This is a genomic window from Butyricimonas sp. Marseille-P3923 (assembly GCF_900184685.1).
In the GTDB taxonomy this organism is placed as follows: Bacteria; Bacteroidota; Bacteroidia; order Bacteroidales; family Marinifilaceae; genus Butyricimonas; species Butyricimonas muris.
This window is the reverse complement of the sequence record NZ_FXXL01000007.1, coordinates 1457110-1483326: the sequence shown is the minus strand read 5'-3', so window position 1 is coordinate 1483326 and position 26217 is coordinate 1457110. Positions and strand designations below refer to the sequence as shown.

Annotated in this window: 16 protein-coding genes and 1 tRNA gene; 3 read left to right on the top strand and 14 right to left on the bottom strand. The window is 46.0% G+C overall.

Translation table 11 applies throughout. From position 1 onward, the window contains the following. Positions 1-7: 7 nt before the first annotated feature. The 7 genes from CS948_RS17600 to CS948_RS17570 all read right to left on the bottom strand — a co-directional run bounded on the left by CS948_RS17600 (position 8) and on the right by CS948_RS17570 (position 10638). Positions 8-973, bottom strand: a complete 966-nt coding sequence (locus CS948_RS17600) for a FimB/Mfa2 family fimbrial subunit (protein WP_099293193.1) — start codon at positions 971-973, stop codon at positions 8-10. 92 nt (positions 974-1065) lie between these two features. Beyond that, on the bottom strand, positions 1066-2685 hold the full coding sequence (locus CS948_RS17595) for an Mfa1 family fimbria major subunit (protein WP_176555110.1): 1620 nt from the start codon (positions 2683-2685) through the stop codon (positions 1066-1068). 43 nt (positions 2686-2728) lie between these two features. Next, the gene (locus CS948_RS17590; protein ID WP_099293189.1) at positions 2729-4231 is read right to left on the bottom strand and encodes a DUF3868 domain-containing protein; all 1503 of its coding nucleotides are present in this window, start codon (positions 4229-4231) and stop codon (positions 2729-2731) included. 9 nt (positions 4232-4240) lie between these two features. Beyond that, positions 4241-4822: a DUF3575 domain-containing protein gene (locus CS948_RS17585; protein WP_099293187.1), complete on the bottom strand. Its 582-nt coding sequence runs from the start codon at positions 4820-4822 to the stop codon at positions 4241-4243. A gap of 15 nt (positions 4823-4837) precedes the next feature. Continuing rightward, positions 4838-6559 (bottom strand): DUF4906 domain-containing protein, encoded by a 1722-nt coding sequence (locus CS948_RS17580; protein ID WP_099293185.1) that lies wholly within the window; start codon positions 6557-6559, stop codon positions 4838-4840. A 15-nt stretch (positions 6560-6574) separates the two neighbouring features. Continuing rightward, the gene (locus CS948_RS17575; RefSeq protein WP_176555108.1) at positions 6575-9379 is read right to left on the bottom strand and encodes a fimbrial protein; all 2805 of its coding nucleotides are present in this window, start codon (positions 9377-9379) and stop codon (positions 6575-6577) included. Between the two features lie 395 nt (positions 9380-9774). Then, positions 9775-10638, bottom strand: a complete 864-nt coding sequence (locus CS948_RS17570) for a helix-turn-helix domain-containing protein (protein WP_099293181.1) — start codon at positions 10636-10638, stop codon at positions 9775-9777. Between the two features lie 639 nt (positions 10639-11277). Between CS948_RS17570 and CS948_RS17565 the strand changes: the two genes are divergently transcribed. Further along, complete coding sequence (locus CS948_RS17565; protein ID WP_099293179.1) at positions 11278-11634, top strand: NifB/NifX family molybdenum-iron cluster-binding protein; 357 nt, start codon at positions 11278-11280, stop codon at positions 11632-11634. Between the two features lie 77 nt (positions 11635-11711). Here CS948_RS17565 and CS948_RS17560 read toward each other — a convergent pair whose 3' ends face one another. From CS948_RS17560 to CS948_RS17540, 5 genes are all read right to left on the bottom strand, one after another. After that, a complete protein-coding gene (locus CS948_RS17560; protein ID WP_099293177.1) occupies positions 11712-12983 on the bottom strand; it encodes a hemolysin family protein in 1272 nt (423 codons plus the stop codon). A gap of 2 nt (positions 12984-12985) precedes the next feature. Beyond that, on the bottom strand, positions 12986-15259 hold the full coding sequence (locus CS948_RS17555) for a cation:proton antiporter (protein ID WP_176555107.1): 2274 nt from the start codon (positions 15257-15259) through the stop codon (positions 12986-12988). A gap of 149 nt (positions 15260-15408) precedes the next feature. Then, positions 15409-18342 carry a calcium-translocating P-type ATPase, PMCA-type gene (locus CS948_RS17550; RefSeq protein WP_099293174.1) on the bottom strand — a complete coding sequence of 978 codons (2934 nt, stop codon included), beginning with the start codon at positions 18340-18342 and terminating at the stop codon, positions 15409-15411. A 1-nt stretch (position 18343) separates the two neighbouring features. Beyond that, positions 18344-18979 (bottom strand): DedA family protein, encoded by a 636-nt coding sequence (locus CS948_RS17545; RefSeq protein ID WP_099293173.1) that lies wholly within the window; start codon positions 18977-18979, stop codon positions 18344-18346. 66 nt (positions 18980-19045) lie between these two features. Continuing rightward, positions 19046-19441 carry a hypothetical protein gene (locus tag CS948_RS17540; protein WP_099293172.1) on the bottom strand — a complete coding sequence of 132 codons (396 nt, stop codon included), beginning with the start codon at positions 19439-19441 and terminating at the stop codon, positions 19046-19048. A 165-nt stretch (positions 19442-19606) separates the two neighbouring features. On the opposite strand from CS948_RS17540, the gene CS948_RS17535 reads away from it, so the two are divergent. Next, positions 19607-20212 (top strand): MarC family protein, encoded by a 606-nt coding sequence (locus CS948_RS17535; protein ID WP_099293171.1) that lies wholly within the window; start codon positions 19607-19609, stop codon positions 20210-20212. A gap of 89 nt (positions 20213-20301) precedes the next feature. On the opposite strand, the gene CS948_RS17530 is transcribed toward CS948_RS17535, so the two are convergent. Further along, a complete protein-coding gene (locus CS948_RS17530) occupies positions 20302-23334 on the bottom strand; it encodes a FimB/Mfa2 family fimbrial subunit (RefSeq protein ID WP_099293170.1) in 3033 nt (1010 codons plus the stop codon). A gap of 428 nt (positions 23335-23762) precedes the next feature. After that, positions 23763-23850: transfer RNA gene (locus tag CS948_RS17525), tRNA-Ser, on the bottom strand. Between the two features lie 214 nt (positions 23851-24064). Between CS948_RS17525 and CS948_RS17520 the strand changes: the two genes are divergently transcribed. Then, positions 24065-26173 (top strand): heavy metal translocating P-type ATPase, encoded by a 2109-nt coding sequence (locus CS948_RS17520; protein WP_218014308.1) that lies wholly within the window; start codon positions 24065-24067, stop codon positions 26171-26173. Positions 26174-26217: the final 44 nt, after the last annotated feature.

Here is a 26217-nt window from a genome sequence, read left to right as displayed (position 1 = left end):
TTTAGATTTAATGATTTTCTTCCTGCAAGTACCATGTCCAGCCGTTGATGATGACACTTATACTTAACCACGCGTTGGTGGAGCCGGAAAGGTAAAATACCACGTCGTAGGCGTCCTTGCGATCCAAATATTCTTGGTCGCCCCATTTGTTTTTATGTTCTTCATGACGGAGCAGAAGGAAAAAATCGGTCAGGTCTACGTTGAACAAGGTAGCGCCTGTGTTTTTGTCTTTTACTGTAAAATTATTCAGACGGTCGGTCATCAGCCGCATGGTGTTGAGTTCGATAACGCCCGTGGTGGCAGAGGACTGGTTTATATGATAAGGTTGATAACTCAGAACATCGTCGGGCTTCAGAGCATTGTCATGCCCCATGTATCCGTTCGATTCGGAGAGTTCGTACGTGTAGTCATTCACGTCGAAATTGCTCGTGCCCAGATTCTCGAACACGAAACGGATTGTATTCGTATTCTTGATCAGGTTGATGGTTGTCGAGGTGTTCTCAATCCCGGTAAAGTCCACGTCGGCTAATTCCCCGTACCAGAGGGGTTCAACTTGTTTGTTCACGACGAGTGATGCCTCGCGTTTCAACTTGAGTTCTATTTCGGTGAAGGTCGATACGCCGGGTTCGAGGTTGGTTACCTCGTATGAGTCGTGTACTCCCGCCCATGCTAGGAGTTTGTATTGTCCGATAGGGAGAAACAATTCCATGCGGTAGTCGCCGGTTGTCAAGGGAGTGCCTTCCTCGGATTGCATGAATAGAAACTTGCCCTCTTCGTCAAACACGTATAGGTCTACTTTATCGACCTGCGTGTGGAATGCGTCGGTGGAGAGCATGTTATAGTCGTACTTGAACCGAACAAGTAGGCGACATTCTTTAAGGTCTTCCCGAATACTGTCACAGGAATGGAATATTCCCGGGATGATTACTAGAATACCTAATGCTATTTGACGTAAGAGATTTTTGAATTTCATTTTTCTGTCTTTCTATTGTTATTAAAGGAAACGCACGTTTGGGTGAATTAAGTATGGGACGAATCCCATACTTAATTTTACGCGTAGAACGCTTATAGGTTTTCTTCTTGAGTATACCACGTCCACGGGTTAACACCGATTTCGATAGCTAACCAATATTCAAACTCATCCTTCTTGTCTGGATCCGGCTCCGGAATGATCGGGTAACCCGGGTTGTTGAAGGAGTTAACTTTGATGTCGTACATAGAGTTACGAACCACACCGAATTCTCCGAATTCATTGTTGGCGCCGTTATTGTCGTTATCGTGTTTGATAGCGATCGGGTAGTAACTGATACCGGATTTGTAGTATTTTACAATTTCGTCTGTATCCATATCTGCACCGTTAGCAACAACGCCTGCTTTTTGGTTTTCAAATGCTTGTACAAGATCTGCTACCGATGTACCGGTGAGGTCATTCGGGATAACAACTTCCTGTACGTTAGCAACTCCCTTGCCCACGAGATATTTCAAGTATTTGTTGAAAGCGGTAGTCACATTTGTCACGTATCCTGCCGGATTTTTGTCTTGGTACTTTTTCGTCAATTCTTCTTCAATCCATCCCAACATCACGGTGTAGGTATAGAAACCGCCATTGATGTCCATCCAGTCATTGTTGCTTTCTTGTACATCTGTTATGGTGCCGCCAACCTCTTTGTACTTGGGTAGGTAAGTTGCTTTCAGCAATACTTGAGTCGTGTAAGCATAGGTGTTGTCCTCTTTGCGTTGGGTATTTTCCGCGCAGTATTGGGGTTTTCCACCTAGATTAGGATCTACCGCATCACAGGGAGAGATCCAAGTAATAGAGCCATTATCCACGTCTGTTTGTGTGAAATATTTGTATTGCTCGTCAAAAACTGCTGACGGGTAAGGAATGTTCGTGTGATCGAAGTTCGGGTCAATACGGTATGTACCTAAGCTGTATTCATCAAGCGTCGTGGGTGTGTCAAGGAAAGTTTTAACTCTCTCGGATACTGGATAGTACCATTTGTTCGTGAGGTTTATAACCCAGCTTGCGTCTCTAACTTGAAAGGCTTCCGCGGAGGTGTAGCTTACGAATACGCGTACTTTTGATACAACACGGTCTACGTTGATTTTCATGGCATTACCAGCTGTTTCTGCATCAACTTTGTTCGTGAACAACGGTAAACCGGCAGCGGGAGAACCATCATTTAATGAAGGTTCCAAACCACCTTTGGCGTTGGTCATCATAAATTTGTTGTCCGTGTAGATGTCCGTATGTACCGCAAGAGCAGCGTTTACCGTGGCAAAAGGTTGTCCTTTGGTGAAAGTCGGGAAATTGCTGGGCGGGTTTACCACAACCAATATCGATTTTGATTTGTCCGAAACAAGGAACGCATCACTAATATTGGAAGAGTTGAGTGTGATTTTCTTTACATCTGTTACCACGCTTGTTGCATCATATCCATTAAAGAAAATAGCTAAAACTTCTTGAGCTTCCGTTTCCTCGGGACTCGTGGAAGGATAGGTGTCACCCGGTATGGGGTTGGTTATCGCACGTCCCAGATTGCTGGAGCTGCTTATTCTAAGTGTAGTCCATGCTTCTCCCTCGGGGGCGATGTCGTCGCCGTCGGGTCCGCTTTTGTCGTCGCTACATGCTGTAAATGCAGTGAAAGCTAACGCTGCAAATACCAAAGTAAAAAATTTGTTCATTCTTTTCATTTTACAAATTGATTAAGATGTGATTAATAATTGATTATTTATTCCTTTTTTCTATTTCAATAGCATTGGCTTTTTTTCTTGCCAACTCTTCTAAGTTCTGCTTGGCAACTTCCAGCCCGTTGGCGGCAGCTGTTTGCAGATAAGTTTCCGCTCTCTCGTAATTTCCTTGCAATAGGGCGAGTACGCCCATGGCGTTGTTATATTCTGCCGGATAGTTCTCCGGGGTTATTCTATTCAAGTAGCGCTCTGCCAATACCATATCATTACGTGTGAGCGCGGAGATAGCGGCATTCAAGTTGGCAATCTCGTCTTTCGGGAAGAGTCTGACGGCTGTTTCGAACACGTCGACAAATTCTTGTGAGCCGTACTGGTAGGTATTTGCCACCAAGAACATCTCGTTCAAGCTCAAGTCTTGCGGTCTTGTCAGTATAACTACTTTCGCTTCTTCAACATCGAAGTTCTTCACGTTGTAGTCCACCTTGCAGATGGCTACACGCAGACTCGGGTAGATGGTGCGCAACATGTGACGGTAGGGGACACCTCCAGCCAGTTTTTTCAACTTGTCTTTTCTCTCTGCCGAGAATGGCGTGTACTCGATGATGTCGAGTATCTGGTTCCTGTATTCCATGTGTCCTGCTTCAACAGCTTTTACAAGGCCTGCCCAGTTTTCTCCCCCGAAAGAGATATGATATATGTTACGCGGGAAGTCGTACTGCGTGGCAAGGTAATTTGCCAAAGCCTTGGAACGTCCTTCCGACAAGCGTTGATTTCCTGCCAGTGTTCCTTCCGGTGAAGCGAATCCCGTGATGTCCAGACGATTTATCGTGATATTCGGATCGTCTTTTATGTCATTGATCATGTTACGTATCTTTGCCAATTCTTGGGGATTGTTCATGTAGTAGGGGCGGATCACGGTTTGATTGACCTCGAAATCGAGGAAACATTCGGCGTGAATCTCCCGACGTTTGATCTCTTCTCTCGGTGGTTGGATGTACACGAGATAAGGGGTAACAATATATTCTTCAACAGGCGGCGTCGGGTCGAGAAGACGTTCCACTCTCATCAATTCCGTGTCACCGCATCCGCATTCGTCGTATTGCATATCGAGGGCGGCGTATGCCATCCATGATTCGTAGGGGAGGGTGTAACGGTAGTTCAATGTTCCGTTTTTCTTCTTGCTAACTTTCTCGATCACGTATGCTTTGTCCGTGTCTACCCGCGGATTGTAACCGATAAGAGCCAGTTGCCGTTCGTACGACAGGTATTCGTCCCGTCCCTTGAAGGATACTTTCGGTAGATTGTACGTCCGTTCCGGGGTAACCAGTTGCGGGATCAAGTCCATTCCATGTGCCGACTTGACTTTCAAGTCGTCGAAAATGAAATCTATGTCCACGTGAAGTAAGTTGCCCGCTTGTTCCATCCGTACGGCTTTCACGAGCACATTTCCTGTATAAGAACGGGTTTGTGCTGCGGAATGGGACATACCCACTTGGAATATCACAAGTATTGCCGTTATGTATTTTATTATCCTGTTCATCACTTTCCTTTATTTTATGAGATACACCAATGAGATTCCTACTTTCGTGGGACCGAAATAGTTCTTATGCCCGCTTTTCACTTTTAGTCCGCAATCCGCACAAGGGTATTTGTCGTATTTGATATGAGCGTACCCGACCCCGACGGTAGCTTCTATACTCCAACGTTTCTTTAGTATCCACGAGCGCCCGAAGCTGAATCCCGCACCATACAGTTCACCCTGATAGCGGTGGTTCTGCATGTTCTTGCTGATAAACGACCAGTTAGGCCAGCCACCAACGTTGAAATCGGCGTAATGCGCGTGTACCCCGACGAACATACGGGTGAAACGCTCGCAGAACCAATAACGCACTTCCGGTTGCACGCCGAAGTGTGCCAATCGTCTGCCGTTGGCCGGTTTCCACGGGTTGTAATTGAAGGGTACATCCAATGTCCACTTGCGTGCCAAGCCGACTTCCACTCCAAGGTTGATTGTCGTGGTGGCATCGTACAATAAGTTACTTTTCACGGCAACTTTTTGTGCGTTCGCCTCGGGTAGTATCCACCCGACCATGAACAATGTTGCTATCAGTACCTTTTTTAATATCGTCATCTTTTCTTTATTTAATTACACGTTGATTACTTCTTGTTGCGTTATATATATCTTGATGCGCACGATGTGACTTGCCGATGTTCCGGGATTCTGTATGGTCGTCAGATAGACTGTGCCGTATCTTTTCCCTGAACTATTTCTTGTCACGTATATTTTTATGACTCCGTCTTCCACGATAATCTGGTCTGTCACGTCCCGTGCACCGGAAGAGGAATGTAATTGAATCCAGTTTTTGGCATCATCTTCTTCCACGTAACCGGATAGGCAGTAGAATTCGGGGAAAGTCAGCGTGTTCTCGAGCCGGGATAATCTATCCCGACGTTCGATATTTACTGTTTTTTCCAGATTTCCCAATTCCAGTTTGACGGTACCCGTGCTGAATGCGGCATCGAGTTTTAGCTTGATCTCTGTCTTTTCCGGACTGGTATTTGTGACGATGGGGAGTACATTAGTACCCGGGTTCGTCAATGTCAATCCGGGAGAAATCGTGATGGTTCTTTTATCGGGGAACGGGCGTATACAGTCTGTCGATAACGTGAAAGCGTGAAATTCTCTGGTTGTACCGACATCGCCGTACACGATGTAATGTGAGTTACTGACTCCCATGTAATAATCGTTGTTCGAACTTATTTCATAGGAAGATTCGTCGCGTACGGTGATCGTGTAATCCAAGTTTGTATTTGATGCCAAGGATGCTTTCGCATCAGCTACCGAGTAATAACCGCTACCTCTGACTTGAGTGATATTGAATATGTACCGTTGGTTTCTTTTTATGTCCATGCGTGTTCCTTCTCCATCGACAATGGCCAATTTGTAGAAACATTCTTCTCCGTCATAAGTAGCACGTATAATCAGATATATGTCATTTTGATCTTTTGCCTCGTAAAGATAAACGGGACTTGCTGTCGTGTTCTTTTCTGTTCCTTCCAGAACGGCTTGAACGATGTCTGCCGAATACGAAGCATCGTGCCTGTATTCTGTTTGATCGGCGGGGATATTTTCCAGTGTGCCGGTGAAATTATGTAATAGACCTTGTTTTGAGGCGTTTGCAACCATTGTTATACCTTTGAAATCAAAACGGGAGTTGGCTGTTTTGTCTATTATTTCCACTCGTGCGACGGCACGGGTAAGTTCAATCTGTTGATTGGTACTTCCTATTTTCGTGTTCGCGTTTATCCCGTCCGGTAAGTCTTCCACGTGGCTCATCGGGAGCGGTATGCTGTTTGTCGCATTCACGAACGGTATCGTGGTTTGCGGGTTATTCAACGGTTGGGTGCGCAGCATCCGGCAGGCCTCGCTCAATGATTTATTCTGCAAGGCGGTTTCCAATGTACCCACGGAATAAGTATAACTTTGTGTGGCACTCGTGTAGAAGTAGTCTTGCGGGTTAGCCAGAATCAGTAACCAACACGGTTCTGTTTGTTTCGTGAGGACAGCGTATCTCTTGTTGATTCCGCTGACTTCTATAACTTGAACGGCTTCCGCGAATTTGGCATCATTCCCTTTGAATACAAGTATCCAAGGTTTCGTGTCCACGTAATATTCATTGGCCATGGAACGTGCGTTCGGGATATTGTACGGGTCAATTCTGGTGAACAATTCGAGTTGTACCTTGTCGTCGGACACAACAGGCTCCTCTTCCGGAGCTGTCGTCTCGTCGATACACGAGGCGAACAATACCAGCGCCATGATTAAGGTGAATAGAAATTGTATGTTATATTTTTGCCAACTCATCATATACTTTATTTTAATTTATCGTACTGAAATGTATTCTGTTACGAAACATCTAACCGAAAGACCGTAAGTGTTTGCGCTCAAACCCATGAAAGCCACGGATTTGTCCCAAAGCGGACCACTGACGAATAATATTGAGCTACCATGCTCGACTACGCCGGCTACCGGTGCCATGGCTGTTGTCCAATAATATCCGGCCCCTCCCGTGTACATTAATTTACCCGATTCTTCTATTATGCCGTACTCGTATCCCGCGTCTCTACGTCCCGCACCGGGAAAAAACACGGAAGCGTAATTATTCGGGTTGTAGAATAGAGTACCCGCATATGCCGCATTGGCGTTTGTGTTGGAAACTGCTAAGCTACCCCATAGTTCGGTTCTGTGACGATCATAGAATCCATCGGCGACCTTGCCCCATACTGCGTTTAGTTTCCCGGACTGAGAATAGTTCACGACACCGGAAGACGGGTTCTGGAACAAACTTTGGCGTATTTCTGACCATGCAAGAGCTGCTTGTGTATCCATTTCGCCCGAACGACTGGTTTCCGACCAGTCTATAGGACGGTGATACCCCGGGGGACAGACTTCATTATCAGTACGATTTGTCCCGGTTCCCCAGTAAATTGTACCGTAGTTTTCTTCTTCCCAATCATTCATAACACCGTTGTCTTTATCTATCCAGTCGGATATGATATCTTTGAACGGGGTATAAGCTCTTCGTTGGTAAGCCGTGTATGCCGCATCCTTGTACGAGGGAATCATTCCGAGGAAATGGGTTCCTGCTTGCGAAGGATAGTTTGTAAAATAGTTCGCGTAACCGGGACCTCCCGTGTATTGTGACGGGGTTAATTTCACGTATTCTGTTGTTGTCCACGGGTTTGTTTTGAATTCCGGTGCGGTTAAATTGTAAACCGGTACTTTTCGGGCTTTACTCCGTGGTGCACCTTGCATAGGACCGTCCAAAATGGCATCGCCGGGACGCATCAGATAATCGTCCGTTTCACCTTGACGCACGTAAATAGTGTAAGTGGCGACGGCTTGTATACTGTAGTCGTATACGGTGACTTCGATAGCTCCATATTTGTTCGTGCTTCCTGTCGCGTATTGGTTTTTCATTCCCACGCGGAAATAAGTTCTCCCGTATCCCGTGATTTCGGTTTTTCCGTCGGTTACCGGGTATCTTTCCGGATTGTCGGGTGTATCGGTTCCTAAATTCGGGTCAAAACTCGGTGTCGGGCTGATAACAAAGAAATCATCTCCTGAAATAATCTTTGCTTTCCATTGTAATTGATAATCGAACCAACCATGGTCTGTTGTTTCAACTCCATTGGGATCAAATTCCCTGACATCATTCCACTCCGTGCCATTCCACGTGGTAAAATTACGGAAATTGGAAATTACTCGTTCCCCGCGTTCGCTGTGCTTGTGGAATGTACTCACGTAATCGGTTCTACTCACCATTTCGTTGTAGTAACCATGATCGAAAAGCATATTCGTGTTGATCGTGATCTCCCGTTGCAGGTTTCCTTTATCATTTTTTTCTAGTCCGGCACATAATATGAGTTTGTGCTGGTTGATTTGTCCCACGGTAAATCCGCCTTGAGTACCTTGAATGATAATGTCCATGTATCCTTCTCCGATGCCTGTGGTCGGATAGTAATTGTAAACAAAACGGGTGGGATTTTCGTTGTTCCACCAACCCCCGACTAATTCATTGAATAAAGTTGCCGTGAGTTGCGGTTGATTATTCTGATCGTAACAATTTTCGGCTACCCACACGTGAGGCATATTCGACGAGAATGAAATTCGAACTCCGTTCAGCGGCGTTATTGTTGCTTCTATTTGGGACACGTTTAACATGCGTTCGCCGTCAACGATCCAGTTATTCCAGTGCGGACTCCATTCGGATGCTTTAATGTTTACTTCCAACGGCATCTTAATTGTCGCTATTACGTCCAGTTTCGTGTTTGCCGGGAGCGTGTAATTATTGTTTTCGATTCTCAGATTGGCATCCGGGTTATATTTATCTTCCAAATTTACAGTCATTTTCATCGCGTTACTTTGAACGGATGTAGGAGTAAAGTAATTAGAGGGTACGATAATTCTAGTCACACTCTTTTGCCACACGATATCGGCTCCCGAAGGTGTTTCGTCCGAGAAATGATTGCCGTCATCTGTCGGGGTAAGGGTGCGAGTCACATTACGATTGATTTGTGCAACATTGTAGTTAGCGGAGAGTGGTACACGGTCGGGGATATTACTGAAAGTAATTCCGGCAAACGCTTGACTCAGGTTTTCCTTTGCTTTTAAAATAATGTCAAGGCGTACTCCAAGTCTGTTTAAAACTAATTTTAAAAGTGAGGCTTCATTTCCGCCGTCAACCTTGATTTTACCACCGCTTAGGATTTCCACGTTATCCACTCTTTGTATCATTGGAATGTTCTCTTTGGATGTAAAAGCCGAGGCGGGGAAAGAAATCGTGTCAAAGTCATTTCGCGACGTCACTCCATCCAGTGCGTTAACGACAGATATATTATGGGGTTCATTGGCAATGAACACTAGGTTATATATTCCCGTTTCAATCGGATGTTTAATCGTTGTACTAACTCCTATAATATATTGTTTGTTACTTTTAATGTCACCTTGTGCGTCAAATGCCATGACGCGAAGCGTATTCACGATGTAATCTTCCGAATCACCATCATGCACACCGTTGTGTGCCCGGCTGATAATTCCATCAATAGATATGTATGCTTCCTCGTTGACCGGTGTTTGCATCTCGTCGATACAAGCCACACAATTGATCAAGAGCAGTATAAGCATCCCTCTGAATCTATCCCTTTTAATCTTTTTAAAAATTCCCTCCATATCGTAACATCAATCCTACCCGAATTTGTTGAATCATTAATATGTATTGCGGACTTCAACTATTTTACTTCCGGCTTCGGGTGATTTCCGGAAAGACCTTAAACCCTAAATGGTTTGTCAAAAATACGCTATGAGTATTAAATTGCGTTTATCAATTTTTCCCTTTTTGTTTGCAATTTCAGCCGGTAATTTCACGCGAACCCTTATCGTAGTGGGTATTTTGCCTGTTTTCACGGTGTAAAATACAGTGAATCAAGTAATCGGGTTAAATTTGTTTCTGAATGCTATCTACTTGAATAACTTATTAATAAGGTGCTTCTTTTCGTGTTATCCAATCTTTTGTCTGTTGTTTATTCCACGTTCGCCCTTATACTACTGGGAGTTTTACCAATCTCCTTCTTGCAAAACTTCGTGAATTGGGCAATTGTGCTGAACTCGTTTTCGTAAGCTATCTGCTTGAATGGCTTGTTGGTCGAGGTGATTTCATCTTGAATAACCTTTGCTTTGTTTGCTTTCATCCATTGGTAAGGAGTTTCCTTGAATATTTCCACGAATTTTTTCGCGAATTGCTTCGGTGATAGATTCATCGCGTCTGCAATTTCTGTAACCGTTCGGAAACGTTTACTGTTAAGTCGCACAAATTCAGAGAATATAGTGTCCTTTGTCAGTATCTGTTGGAAAAAGTCGTGAATTTCCTCCTTCGTGTAATATGTTCTCAATAATAAGAAGAACTCTTTGATTTTCAATTCAAAATAGTAATTACAGTTGATCCCGTCCGTGAGGCAATTATTTATCCCGTCAAGGAAATGCCATAGGTGTGAATTAATCTGTAACATGTTTAGTTTTTCTTTCCGGGGTTTGCAATTATTTCCCGTAACAAAGGCTTTCGCTCCATATAGTTTCTCCACGGGGTAGTTGTCGCATAGTTTTAACGGACCATGCAACCTGAAGACCATGACGATGGCATTAGTCGGTGCGCGATAAAAATATCGTTCTCCAACAGGGAGAAATAGAATTTGCCCTTTCTTGCTTTCGTGTTCATGGAAGTTACCGAAGATAAACTTCAAGCGCCCTTCCAAGAAAAAAGCAACCTCGTTATGATTAAGTTCCAAGCATCCTGTTGTGCCTTTCGGAATACTAACAGTTTCTATTTGTGGTTTATTCAAATTGTCAACACTATGACAACTCGGATGTTCTATAATCTTGTTGTTCATATTGGTTTAGTTATCTGGTTGTTAATTCTTCGATTCTCCGGGTTCTATCTTCCCCTCGATTCATGTCAGACTTTAATTCCCGTTAAAATTTTGACATACCTATCCCCGTGCATCGAACATTCTTTTTTCATTGTTCAAGCATAAATCTTAAGAGGTTTTTAAACCTGTTAATTATTGCCCGTTTTAGCTTTTTATATCGTGTATAATAAATCCTTTTTCAATAAGTATAGTGTCTACATGTAAATTTATTTGTATTGCATATAAATATCAAGTTATATATTTTACTTTCACTTTTCTCCTTCCTTTCAAAGTAAAATTATAAATGCCAACACTCTTTTTTTCATCTTCTAACTCTACCCTTTTAAGCTGTGTTTTAGTCATGCTTGTGTGGGTAATTTTCTTTCCATTACAAAGTTAGAAATAATAATGAATATTACAATAAGTTGTATGGAATGAGAAAAATAGCCTTGTAATAGTTTCGGTTAGCGAGTTTTCTTGAAAAGATGTTTATCATTATTCGTAATGAATAAATATTCATTTCTGCCTAGGGGTACTATTCAATAAAAAAAACAGTACATTTGTTCCTCTATCTATAAAGAGTGATTTTTCAATAGAAACTATAAAGAAAGGAATTTAATCATGAGAATTGCTGTACCAACCAAAGACAACGCGGTGGACGACCACTTCGGGCATTGTGAGTATTATACCTTGTTTACCGTCGACGACATGAAAAACATTACAAGTGTTGAAACGCTTCCTTCTCCGCAAGGATGCGGTTGTAAATCGGATATTGCAGCCGTGTTGCGGGAGAAAGGTGTTACCGTTATGCTTGCCGGAAGTATGGGGGATGGTGCTTTGAATAAATTAAGCGAGCAGGGAATAAAAGTACTTCGCGGCTGCAAGGGCGATGTGCGGAAAGTTGCAGAGGGCTACCTCAAGGGTTTTCTGTTGGATTCGGGCATTGCTTGTAACCACGAGTGCGGGGATCATAAGTGATATACACAAGATACCATAAAGACCAAATAATGTTGCAAGGTGTTGATGGTGTGAGAGTAAGGAACTTTAATAAGTCCTTACTCTTTATTTATTTTGACAAGTACCTTGTCTATACGTGCCCCGTCCATATCCACGATTTCAAATTCGAAGTTATACCATACCAGTTTTTCCCCGGTGCGAGGGATGTGTTCCAGTATTTTTAGGATCAGACCGCTCAACGTGTTATAATAGTGGTTCGTGTATAGAAATTCCATGTCGAAATAGGCTAGAAAATCATAGAAGGGACATTGACCGTCCACGAGGAACGTCCCGTTATCCCGTTGCACGATATCCGGTTCTTCACCTATTTCGGGAACGTCGCCGATGAGGGCTTTCACGATATCTTTCAAGGTTACGATACCCTCGATGCTCCCGAATTCATCTGTGACCAGCCCGTATTTGAGATGTCCTTGTTTCAAATGTTCCAGTGCGTTGTACACGCTTTGGTTTTGCGGAAAATATTGCGGGGGACGGACGAGGGCTTTCAGATTAAAGTCCGGTGCGTCGATCTTTCCGAAGAGGTCTTTTAGGAACACGACACCTACAATATTATCCAGTTTGGTATCCGACACAGGGTAAATCGTGTGCAGGTTTGTTTTGACTATTTCACGAATCCGGTCGTTGGAGTCAGTGATATTAAGCCATACCAGATCACTGCGATGCGTCATGATGGAGGCAATATCCCTGTCGCCGAGATTGAACACACGTTCCACGATGTCCTGTTCCACTTCTTGAATCTCGCCTTCCGCGGTACTTTCCTGTATGATAGCCTTGATCTCTTCTTCCGTGATTTTATTGCTGCCTGTTTTATTAAGACCGAATACCCGCATCATAAATGAGGTGCTGGCCGAGAGCAGCCACACGAACGGGGATGCTATACGGGAGAGTATGTCCATCGGGGCGGCAATAATTTTGGCCATCCGTTCGGCTGCAACCATCCCGATACGTTTCGGAACCAATTCCCCGAAGATTAGAGTCAGGTAAGTCACCACGATCACGATGATTGTTTTAGAAATTAGCAGGGCGTGAGGTTGCAATGCCTCTATTTTCTCCACCCATACGGCGAGATCCCCGGCTAAAGCCTGTCCCGAATAAAGACCGGTAAGGATACCGATAAGGGTGATCCCGATTTGGACGGTAGACAGGAAACGCTCCGGCTCGTTGGCGAGTTTCAAAGCCCGCCGTGCGGATTTGTTCCCTGTTTTGGCTTCCGTCTCAAGACGTGATTTACGTGCCGACACCATCGCTATCTCCGACATGGCGAGCACTCCGTTTAAAAGAATAAGTCCTATAATGATAAAAAATTCCATATCTATTTATTTGTATTTTCCGTATTTATTTGAGGCCGTATGATTAGAAGTGAGGGTAACTTAGCAAACAGATTCTGGTCTTTCGACAGTTTCTGACAAGTCGCGTAACTTAAAACCAACAGGCTTTCTTTGTCCTCCGTGAGAGGATTGGTAACCAGAGGTTTATCCAGAATAAACTTCGCGGTATCGCGTTGCACGAAGTCGGACGTGACTCGGGCAAGCACAGTTTCGTTCGGGTGTTCGTCTGTAAAGCAGATGCGTATCGTCATACTTTGTTCTCCCAGACGGGTTTGCGCGTAATTGAACAGGAAAAGGTCAGTTTCATTATCCACGAGTAGCAGGATGTAAGATGCATGCGTGAAACCCCGGTTGACAAAGATGCCCACGGAGCAATCCACGTGTTCCATGATAGATTCCAGTTTCTGCCTTAACAACGTTCCCGGCAGATGTAACGGGTGATTCTTGAGTTGTTTCAGCCAACGGGAAACCGTGGTAAATTTCTTGCCGAATGTGCTGGCAGGAATGTCATTTCCCATCATGAACTGTTGTCCGGCGCCGAGGAAAAGGTGGTCTACCTGTTCCTGTCGCGCTATTTTTACCATTTCGGGGATAAGCCTGTCTGTCACTTGGTAACGCTCTTGAACGTGTAATTGCAAATGTTCTGCTTCTTCCCGTAAGGGGATAAAGCTTTCTTGCTCGTATTCATCTGCCTTGGCAGGGTTGAGGTCGGTACCTAGCGTGAAGTGTATCCCGGTGATCAGGCTCGATTGCAAACGATGTCCCAACATCAAATCGGCAATATTCAATAGTGTTTTTCCTGTTTCCGGTCTACCGAACGAGAGCAGCACCTTCTCCCGGTGTCCCTTGCTTTCTTTTTGTTTCGAGAATATCCGTTCGACAAGCGAAAGCATTGGTGTTGCCATGAACGTTGTCAGTAGCGACATTAGCAGTAGTACCACGAACATCTCCGAGGTGAGAATACCCATTTCGAAGCCGATATTCAGTGCCACAAGTTGCATCAGTCCCCGTGTATTCATCAATGTTCCCACGATAAGACTGTCTTTCCAATTCTCCCCGACGGCGCGGGCGGCAAGGGTGCAGCCCCCGAATTTTCCGGCGATGGCTACCACGATAAACAGCAAGCAAACGCCCCACAATTCAGGTGTGTTAATTAAACCTATTTCGGTGTGTAAACCCGAGAAGGCAAAAAACAACGGAAGAAAGAACACGAGTGAAACATCTTCCACTTTTTCCATCATCACTTTGCGGAATCCTATATTCGTGGGCATTACCACTCCGGCGATAAACGCACCGAACAGGGCATGAATCCCGATGATTTCCGTTATTGCCGATGACAAGACAAGTATAAGGAATATAAACCCCACGAATGTTTTGTTTATCACTTCCGAATAGGCGTAAGTTTCACCGATTTTCCGCAGGAAGGGACGCATCACGAGAAACATGAAAACAATATAAATCAGTGTTAGTCCGATCGTGTACAGGGCACTGACAAAAGTTCCCGCCTTGGCGAGTGCTATAACGATTGCCAGCAGGCACCACGCTGTCACGTCGTCATTGGCAGCCGAGGCGATAGAAAGCATCCCCACGGATGTTTTCGTCATGTTCCGTTCCTGCACGATGCGTGCCAACACGGGAAATGCCGTGATACTCATGCATATCCCGATAAAGAGAGCGAAAGGCAGAAACGCCGTTTGTCCCGAAGCATAATCCTCGTATACCCAGATTGCTGCCACCACACCAAGGAAGAAAGGTACCACTATCCCCGCGTGACTGATAACGAGTGTTTCATTCAGCTTGTTTTTCAATACGCTGAAATCCAGTTCCAACCCGATAACGAACATAAACAATACTAGCCCGATTTGGCTAAGCAGGTTGAGGTTGTCCAGAGATTCGGGAGGGAACAGGTTAGCGGAAAATTCCGGGAAGAAATATCCTAGTAGAGAGGGACCGAGGACGATACCCGCCACGATTTCTCCCATCACACCCGGTTGCCCGATATATTTGAAAAGATAAGAGAACACCCGGACGGTAAGCAAAATCACGATGATCTGTAATAACAGTATCGTCAATGAATTTGTCATATTATCGGAAATAATGTTCGTGAACAGTTCGAATGCCCCGGCACTTGTGGGCATTATACCTGTTCCCGAGTGATGGTCAAAACGCTCGCCCGAACACAGGGCAAGGTAGATCAACACCCCGAATACACTAATCATTCCCAGATATATCCAGTAATTTGAGCTATTTCTTTTCATAATTTAATCAATTTGGGTCTATAAAGTCTGTAAAGTCCATAAGGTCTATAAGGTCCATGGCCCCCTGCGGGGCGTTTTGTCTACAGCAACTATATGCTGCCGATAAACACTGTCCGAAGGACACCCGTGAGCTTATGGACCTTACGGACTTATTTTTCTTTTCTTCTCTTTATTGCCCGGAATATTTCACCTACCCACAACACCAGCGAGGTAGCAGCCGTGATCCATATCCATTCCGTCCACGAGAGGGGTACTGTTCTGAATACACTTCCCCCGAAGTTCACCACGAGGATTTGTCCCACGATAATGGCCAAGCCGACAGTAAGGAATCCTTCGCTCTTGGAAAGGTTCTTGAATGCGGATTCGTTCGTGCCGAAGGTTTTGGCATTGAACATATTCCAGAATTGCAACATCACGAACACGGTAAAGAAAATCGTCAGGTTGTCCAAGCCTTGCGGTGTGGCGGCGTCTATTCCTCCCGCGTAGTGGGATAGTATATAGAGTAAGCTCATCAAGATCACCACGAAAGCGATACCCGTGGTTAGGATAAGTGTGCGCATCCGCGGTACGATAATAAAGGCATTCGAGTCCCTCGGTTTCCGTTTCATCACGTCCGGACTGGGTGGGAGAGAGGCGAGTGCTCCTGCCGCGAATGTATCCATGATTAAGTTTACCCACAGCATTTGCGTTACCGTGATCGGCAGTTCGGAACCGAACAACGACCCCAATAGCACGATAATCAAGGCAGCCACGTTGATCGTCAACTGGAACAGTACGAAGCGTTGTATATTCTGGTACACGGAACGTCCCCACATCACGGCGGAGGTGATACTGCTGAACGAGTCGTCAAGCAGGGTAATATCACTGGCCTCCTTGGCTACCGATGTTCCGCTACCCATGGATAGTCCGACGTGAGCGTGATTCAACGCGGGAGCGTCGTTTGTTCCGTCACCCGTTACTGCCACGATTTGTTTCTTTTGTTGTAACAGTTGTACCAACCGTTGTTTGTCCAATGGTCGCGCCCGCGACATGATCTTCATGTCGAGTACCCGGTCGAGGGCTTCCTCGTCCGTCAGTTTGGCAAATTCAACCCCGGTAATCAGGTTTTGGTCTGTATCTTTTTCTGTCCATAACCCGATTTGCCGCCCGATCTCCTTTGCGGTACCCGGGGTGTCCCCTGTTACCATCTTAACTTGGATTCCGGCGTCGAAGCAGCGTTGTACGGCGTCCGGCACATCCGGTCGAATGGGGTCGGATATGGCAACGATGCCGAGAAATGTCAATTCCGTGTTATACAATCGTCCGTCTTTAAAATGCGGATCTTCGTCTTCAATGATCTGGTAAGCGAACCCGAGCGTTCGCATCGCTTGATTTTGGTATTCGAGTAATTGTTCTTCGATAGCGGGTTGTTGCTCGGCGATAGGTGCTGTTTTGTCACCGACAATAACGTTTTTACAATACCCGAAAAGGATTTCCGAGGCACCTTTCACGTACAGGATTTTCTTCCCGAAAGTAGATGATTGCACGAGAGTTGCCATGTATTTCCGTTCGGTGGAGAATGTCAACTGTTCAATTACCGTGACACTTTCCCGCAATTCTGCGTAATTGATACCTTGGTTGTTCAGCCAGAGTAACAACGCCGCCTCGGTAGGGTTGCCCAGTGTTTTTACCTTCCCCGGGTCGCTGAAATCCAGAAAAGCCGTCGTGTTCATGGCGATCCCTTCCGCCAGTAGTTTCGAGTATTCGTTATCAGACAGACGTTCGCCATCCAACCCGTAGAAGTTTGTCTTGTACACCGTCATTTGGTTTTGCGTCAGCGTACCCGTTTTATCCGTGCAGATCACGGTCGTTGCACCCATGGTTTCACAAGCATGCATTTTCCGCACAAGATTGTGGGATTTCAACATCTTGCGCATGCTCAACGCGAGGCTGAGGGTAACGCTCATCGGCAATCCTTCCGGCACGGTCACCACGATTAGGGTAACGGAAGCCATGAAAGCGGAAAGAATCTTTTTTCCGAGTCCCAGCGGAATCCACGCGTGCGGGTCCCACGGTTTCACTCCGAATGCCAGACCGATAGCGAGCATCACGATCAATGCTCCCAGACCGTAAAGTATCCAGCGTCCCCAACCTCCCGCGGCAATACTCTTCGGAAGCGGTTTGTCCTTGCCTTGTAAAGAATACACGTCGTAAACAACGGGTACCCAGACTTTTGCCAGCATGATAACGGCAGCGATAATCACCGCACCGATCAATCCCAGTTGTCCCAGTTCGGGAGTGGGATAGGTCGGGTTGAAAAACAACCCTTTAATAAACAGTATCGTGAACATCACGGCCGCACCGCAGAACCCGATCACTCCGATGAATTTGGCGAGTGATTCGAGTTGCGTGTCCAGTGGGGTTGGTTCTTCGCTTTTCTCGGATGATTTTTCAGCCACTCGTCCGAACTCGGTAGAGTCGCCAACGGCGAGTACTTGCATCACCCCGTGACCGTCCACGACGGTGGTTCCCCGCATCACGTGGTTGGAGGGATAGGTAGCCTCCATGTTAAATTCGCTCTCGATCGTCGTCTTGTTGGCAACGGGTTCTCCCGTGAGGCTCGATTCGTTGACCTGCAACGAGAGGGCTTCCAACAATACCCCGTCGGCGGAGATCTCTTCTCCCTGTTCCAGTATCACGATGTCATCGACCACGATGTCTTTTTTTGCCACCTCGTGCACGTTGCCGTTACGGATGACCTTTACCAATGTGTCGTCGTTCACTTGATTCAGCACGTCGAATTTCTTGTTGGCATCCCAGACGAACCACGTGGCTACGCCTGTTGCCAGCAGAATGGCGACGGCAATACCGATGGTTTCGGCTATCTCGATAATGCCTTCCGAGAAATACATGGCAATGGCTATTCCCCCGGAAAGGAAAACGGCTACCATTAATATACGAATGACGGGATCCTCGAAATTCCCGATAAATACTTGCCACAGGGAGTCCCTTTTCGGGGGAGTCAACACGTTTGAACCGTGTTTTTCACGACTTTCCTCGACTTGTTTGTCCGTGAGTCCCGTGTAGTGTTTGCGTGATTCCATGTTATGATTTTGTATTTAATTTGTTTTTTTTACGAATGTTCTTTATAACCAGATACCCGAAAAAGCAGCATCCCACGACCAGCATCGCGATGGTTATTTCCGTGAAATACATTTCCAGCAGTTCTTTTCGGGAATACAGAAAATATCCGGCGGTGGCGAGAATCAGATTCCAAATGCCGCTTCCCACTGCCGTGTATAATATAAAACTTTTCAACGGCATTCTCACGAGCCCTGCCGGGAGCGAGATAAGGCTTCTCACGCCGGGAGTCAGTCGCCCGATTAACGTAGAACTTTTGCCGTATTTCAAAAAGTATTGTTCGGATTTTTCTATTTTTTCTTTTGTCATGCCGCATACCTTTCCCCAGCGTGATTCCGCGAAGGAGTAAATGAATTTCCGTCCCAGCGTGCAGGCAAGCACGTAGTTTGCCAATGCCCCGATAACCGCCCCGATGGTGCTGAACACGATAACGAGCACGAAGTTGAGTTCCCCGTTTGCGGCTTTCCACGCAGCCGGAGGCACGATTAGTTCTGACGGAAAAGGTATGATGGTACTCTCGATAGCCATACAGACGAGAACACTCCAGTAGTTCACGTTATACATATACCAATCGAGAATTGATTGAAGCCAATCGATCATATTATATAATTCAGTTTACAATATTCTATATTTATTCACCTTGTACGCCGTAAAGGATATTTTGTGTCATAAAATTAACTCTTTTAGCGAATAAATATAAAATCCCTGACTGTGGCGGGTAGTAAGATATTGCATGAAATGCCTCGTGTTTTCCGCAATGGCTAACTTGAGCGGTTTGTTTTTCAAACCGTTAACCGTGTTTCGGAAATACACGTTAGTCTTTGGCGGTTTGTTCAACCCGAAACGTCGTCCGTGAGGCATCGTGATACCCTCGTCCGCCAGAAGGTGATGGAAAAATCCGTCATGAGAATGAAAATTCGCTTGGGTTTCCGGGATAGACAGCTGTTCTTCTTGGACGTACACTATACTCTCTCTCTCGGTCATTGTCTTTTGCAGCCCGTTGACAATGAATACTAAAGAAAATAGAAATATAGGTATATCTAGTAAAAACAGCCTTTTCATTATGATGTAATTTACAGGCTCAAAAGTAATATAATTTATTAATACTATAAAGAGTCTTGCCAGTTTAAAGTTTAGAATGTGAACTCTAAACTAACTTTTAGTTTTTATCTTTCAGTTTTTATCTTTTATCCTCTATCTTCGCGATGTAATTGAAATACACAGGTCATGACAGTAAAAATGATATTAGGATGTATCGTGGCTCTTTTGGCGTTGGTGAACCCGGTACAGAAAGTGTTGATCGTAACCTCTCTGCAAGAGAGATTTAGTTTGAAGGAATTGCGCTATATTTCTATCAAGTCAACAATTACGGCGGCGCTGATTCTGGTGTTTTTCCTTTTTCTTGGCGAGCTCACGTTCAGTTATGTTTTTCATGTCGAGTTGTATTCTTTTCAAATCACTTGCGGTGCCGTGTTGATGTATAACGGTTTGTCCGGGTTGTTGAAAGGTTTCTTTTTGAAAGTGGACGAGCATATCAAGCTGGCAGACCTTACCACGGTGCCTATTGCTATTCCTATGATCGCGGGACCCGCGACGATCACGGCGGCAGTGACTTTTCCCGTTCAGTACGGTCGCGAGATCACGATTATTTCCATATTAATCGCTCTGGCTGTGAACCTATTCTGTATGTTACAGGCCCGTCGTATCGGGAATTTCCTGATCAAGTACAATTTCATGAATCCTTTAATTCGTATTATCGGGCTGATTGTTGCCACGATCGGTTTGCAGATGATATTCGACGGGATCAGTTTGTTTATCAAGTCACTGTCTTAATTTGGGATTTATGATTTCTCGATTTATGATTGAATTATTCCGTGATTGGAAAGATAACCGAAGACGGTGAGTAACTCAATTGTAATCTTCTATCTCACGTTAATAATCACTTCTTCCACGCAGCGTATCGTTTGAGCAAAACCTTGGTACGCGACCCTGAAGTTTATGGAATTATACGCGGATTCGAATGACCATCCCCCGTAACGAACCGTTCTGTTATTGGTTTCCGTTATTAATTCGTTTCTCGTGTATTGCGGGCTTACGCTGGCTGACCAGTAATAACCGGTACTACCTGCACCCTCCAGCTTTCCGTTGGTGTTATTCAGACGACCGGCGGAAGGGAAGAAAACGGATGCGTAGGTTGTGGGGTTGAAATACAATACCCCTTGATAAGCGGCATGGCTGTTGTCTATCGATACGCCGTAATTGCCGTTCGAGGGTTCCTTAATCGGTCGCCTGTCGAAGAATCCGTCCGAGTAAAAGGTGAAGGTTGTATTCTTCAACTGCTTGCGGGCGATGCCGCTTGTCCCGTAAGGATACGTGCCGGGACCGGTATTCGTTCCCACGACGTTGTCGAACACGGTAATGTAGTCCGCGCTTGAAGCTGCATTCCCCGCGAAGGGCACGTTAAATAAAGAAACTCTTAACTCGGACTGTTCCACGTCTTCCAAATGATTCATGGCAGGTGTATTCGTGGCGGGCAAATAATCGTAGTATCCGTTGTATGATACTTTATTCGTGTACCCGTCCGTGGGACGACGATAGCCCGTGGGGCAAATCTCAAACGTATTTTTATATGCAGGTATACCGCTAGCCCCTGCCCACATGATGGGAAATTCGGGATAATCCCACGGGAAACCTGAGATTAGCGATGACCTGCTCGGGTTGAAGCCTCTCCGGTAATAATCCGTGTAGTTTATGCCTGCAGTATTGCCTTGTAAATCGACCGCCCACTGGAAGAATGCCCCCGCTTGTGAAGGAAAGTCGACAAATTGGGCACCTCTGGCATTAACATTCTCGTAGTCGGGATCGGTATACCCTGCCAGTTTGGGGGTAGTCAGGTTATAAGGCGAGAATTTTACCGCTCCCCGGCGTGTGTTCGCTGAGGTTAGGCGCATATCTGCCCGGACTTGTGCCGTGATGTCGGTGTTGCCGTTCCAGCCGTTATGAACGACATCCGGGATTGGATCGCTCGGGCTGTATATGTATGCCGGGGCTTCGCCTTGCCGAACGTAGATTCTCATGGTGGTTTGCCAGCCTCCCGGGTAGTAGGTTAAAGTGACATACCCGAATTTTGGAGCAGAAGTCTTGCTCGGCACGTGATTGGAACTCTCCTTGATGCCGATACGGAAATAGATTCGCCCGTTAATACCTTCGATTTTCTTGCCCTCTTTCTCTGCCCTATACGGGTTGGGAAACACTTGATAGTGTTCGGCATCCCCGGGGTATTCGGTGCCGACACCCGGGTCGAAACTGGGCGTGGCACTTACCACGAGCCAATCTTGAAAATCATCGGGTACCGTTACAGACCACGGGCGGTCTACGGCGTGTTGTCCGGTAATGATGCGTTCGCCTTTTTGGTCGTGTCTGAAAAACACGCCGTTAAATAATCCGTGAGCGTTTGCCGTGGGGTTGTGTACAAATCGTAGCCCCGTTTGTTTTACTGTGACAGTAATTGTTCTTTGTAATTGATTCTTGCCGTTTTCATCTTCTGCCGATAAAGTCAACGTGTATTTACCGCTCATGTTTTCAGTCCTGTCGTGAGGAGTGCCGGAAATCCGGTTGGTACCGTCGATCAGTAAGTCCATGTACCCGCTACCTGTGGTCGGGTCGAAATGGAAACGGTAAGGAGAAGTGTTGTTGGCATCTACCGTTAGGCAGTTGAATACTTCGTTTGTCGGTCGCTCATTTATCTCTCCTTCCTTTTGCACGGTACCGAGTACCTTGACAGCCGGCATATTAGACCAGAATGAGATTCGAACGCCGTTCTGGTCGGTCATCTTGACTTCTGTTTGCGACACGTTCAGTTTGCGGATACCGGATATTTCCCAACCGGTTTCATCTCGGGTCCATGGAGCAGGCTGTATATTCATTTCTAAAGGTTCCTTGATCGTTCCGATCAGTTCCAGTCTTGCGTTGGCGGGTAGTCTGTAATCCGGGTCGGATAGGATTTTCAACTTGCACGAGGGACTGTATTTGTCAATCAGGTTGACCGTGAACATGATCGCGTTTGCCTCGGCTGTCTTCACGCTGAAATAGCTGGAAGGGAGAATGATTCTCTTTATTTTGGCTGCCCATACAAGGCCTTTTGCCTGATCTTCGACTGTCAATAGGCTCGGGTCTACTTCAAAATATCCGGCGTTGTCCGCTAGTGTGAACTGGCGGATCACGTCCCTTGTGATGTTTGATCCGGTATAAGGCAGAGTCGGTTCGTCGTATGTATATGAGTTTGGTTGCGGCTCACCGGGTAAGCCGTATACAAGCGGCACTCTGTCCGGGAGATTCGATAACGTGATACCCTTGAATTCCCCGGTGTTAGTGGTTCCCCAGTCAATAGTCGATTTCAGAACGACATCAAAGCGTGCCGCCAGTCGGCGAAGTCCTATTTTTAATTCGGAATTTGTGTTGTTGTTTACCTCAATTTTCCCCTCGGGTAATATTTTCACGCCGTTGTTTTCCGCGATCATGGGGATAGAACGCTCGGAGGTGAAATGTGTTGCGGGATATGCGATTGATTTCAGATCATCGTATTCGCTGATATTGTCGAGTATTGTTTTGATACTGTTCTCTGCGGGTTCGTTCGCCAGAAAGATGAAATCGTATTCGCCTTGCTCGATCGGGTGACGTAGTGTGTTTTCGGCTAATGCGGAACCGTAGTACAGTACGTTGTTTTCACAGGCACGGCTCGTTTTGTTGAATGCAAGAATGCGGAGCGTCTCGACTTTGTTGTCAGCTTTGTCACCCGCGTAACTTCCCGTGTAACTGCGGGAATTGATACCGGAAATTTCTATATAACCTTCTTTTGTTTCGTGGTGTATTTTTTCATCGATACAAGAAGCCGGTAATAAAAGTACCGCGAATAGCAGTAGATTTAAGTAACTTTTTATTCTATTAATATGCATATATTCTCCCTAAAATTATATCCCATGATGCTCGGACTGCAGGTACGACACATCCCTTTCTGTGTAAAAATAAAAGCCCCATCCATTTCTAGACTTGATCTTTTTGTATTTTTAAGTCGTGTTCTGGGAATGTAAATATCCTTAAACTTGAGAGAATAAAGAATTATTATTGTTTCTAATGTTGATAGTGGCGTGGAATAAGTGAAACTAAAAACGCAATAGATTAGAAAAAGAGTTCGGAATAGTAAAAACGAACATCAATAGATTCTAATTTCGTGTTGTAAAGTAAAACAAAGCAGATTGGTTCCGATTATTGAAACTTACGAAAAAGGAGGAATTGCGTGGAAGCCAGTGTTTCGGTTCGAATCCCTTTAAATGCAAAAAGAGAGTCAGTTCTCGTGTACTAACTCTCTTTCAGTGACTTGCTTTGGCGGAGAGGGAGGGATTCGAACCCCCGGTACCTCGCAGTACAACGGTTTTCAAGACCGCCGCAATCGACCACTCTGCCACCTCTCCAAATGCGGATGCAAAGATAGAGGAAATTTTGAATCTGCAAAAAGAAATAAAAGGCTTTTTTCAAAAAAGATCTATTTGTGGTCAGTAAAGTCTATAGACCGTAGGTATTCTTCAGACAGTGTTTACGGACTTTACGGACTAAAGAGCCTTCGACTCGAACAAAATAACCTCTTTATTCGTTAAAATTATTAGTGAAACAATTAAGTAGAAAGTCATGGAAAAACAAGATATAAACACGGAACACGGGGGACAGATGCCGGGAATGGATATGTCTGCCGGGCATGGGACGATGGAGCACATGCAACAAACGGATATGAAAGATGGTCATAGCAAGCAAATGAATATGGCGGGTGGGCACATGATGCACATGGGGAATTTGCGGCGGAAATTTTGGGTATCGTTGGTGATAACGATCCCGATCTTGTTGCTTTCCCCGATGATGGGGATGCACACGTCGTTTCAGATCACGTTCCCCGGCTCGGAATGGGTGGTACTGGCGTTGGCGACTTTTTTGTTCTTTTATGGCGGACGCCCTTTTCTGTCCGGTGCGGCGATGGAGTTGCGGATGAAGAGTCCGGCAATGATGACATTGATAGCTATGGGGATTGCGGTGTCGTACGTGTATAGTCTTTACGCTTTTATCGCCAATAATCTCGTGCATGCTTCCGGACACAAGATGGATTTCTTTTGGGAACTGGCAACGCTGATAGTGATCATGTTGCTGGGGCATTGGATTGAAATGCGGGCGGTCGGGAACGCGGGGAACGCTTTGCAGAAGATGGCGGAGTTGTTACCCGGCAGTGCGCATCTCGTGGGGGCGGATGGTGAAACAAAGGATGTTCCTCTCCAACAAGTGGAAGTCGGGCAGCAGGTTATGGTGAAGCCGGGAGAGAAAGTGCCTGCCGACGGGACGGTGGTATCGGGAGAAACGACGGTCAACGAGGCCATGGTAACGGGTGAGGCGAAGGACGTGGAGAAGAAGGCGGGGACACGGGTGATAGGCGGTTCGATCAACGGCAACGGAACGATAGTGGTGAAAATCACGGGTACGGGTGAGTCCGGTTATCTGGCACAAGTGATGAAACTTGTCGGCGAAGCGCAACAAGAAAAATCACGGGCGGAATCCGTTTCCGACAAGGTGGCAAAGGCATTGTTCTACGTTGCCTTGTCGGCAGGTATTATCGCTTTCGTCGTGTGGCTGATTGCGGATGGTAGTCTGAATATCGCTCTTGAACGTATGGTGACGGTTTTTATTATTGCTTGTCCTCACGCTCTGGGGTTGGCAATCCCGTTGGTGGTAGCGCGTTCTACTTCGTTGGGTGCGGCACGCGGGTTGCTTATCCGGAATCGTAACGCGCTGGAAAAGGCACGGCGGATAACCGTGGTGACGATGGATAAGACGGGGACACTGACCGAGGGAAACTTCCGGGTATCCGCCGTGCAGGCATTGACGGAGGGTTGGAATGAAGCGAGAGTGTTACGGGTTATGGCGGCGCTGGAAACGGGTTCGAATCACCCTCTGGCGGCAAGTATTATTGCCGAGGCGAAGGAGAGAGGGATTCCGATGCCGCGTGTCGAGAACGTGACGTTGATAAGCGGTACGGGCTTGATCGGTGTGGTTGACGGGGTGACCGTGGAGATCGTGACGGCGGCATTCCTCGACAGACGGAAAATACCCTATGACACGGAATTGTTTGCTCGTTTGGCAGGCGAGGGAAATTCGGTGAGTTTTCTCGTGGTGGAAGATACTGTTGTCGGGCTTGTCGCTCAAGGCGACCGGATAAAACCGGAGGCTGAAGCTGTCGTGGCGGAATTGCAGAAGGAACACGTTCGCCCGGTGATGCTGACGGGAGATAACGAGGCAGCCGCCTCTGCAATAGCTGCCCGCTTGGGAATTACGGACGTGCATGCCTCACTTTTGCCGGAAAACAAAGATCAGGTTGTGATCGCGTACCAGCAACAAGGAGAGAAAGTCATGATGGTCGGTGACGGGGTGAATGATGCCCCGGCGCTTGCCCTCGCGGATATAGGGGTTGCTATCGGGGCGGGTACCGATGTGGCGATAGACTCTGCCGACGTGGTACTGGTGCGCAGTAATCCTTATGATATAGTTACTTTCCTTGCTCTTGCCAAGAGTACTACCCGTAAAATGGTACAAAATCTGTGGTGGGGTGCGGGATATAATATTCTTGCCATTCCTTTGGCGGCGGGAGTGCTTGCCCCGGTGGGGATTATCCTCAGTCCGGCGATAGGAGCGGTGCTGATGTCATTGAGTACGGTGATCGTGGCAATAAACGCCATGATGTTGAGAGTGAAAAAATAATGTCTATTTTGTAGAGTATTGCGAAAGGTTTTACTTAAATTTGT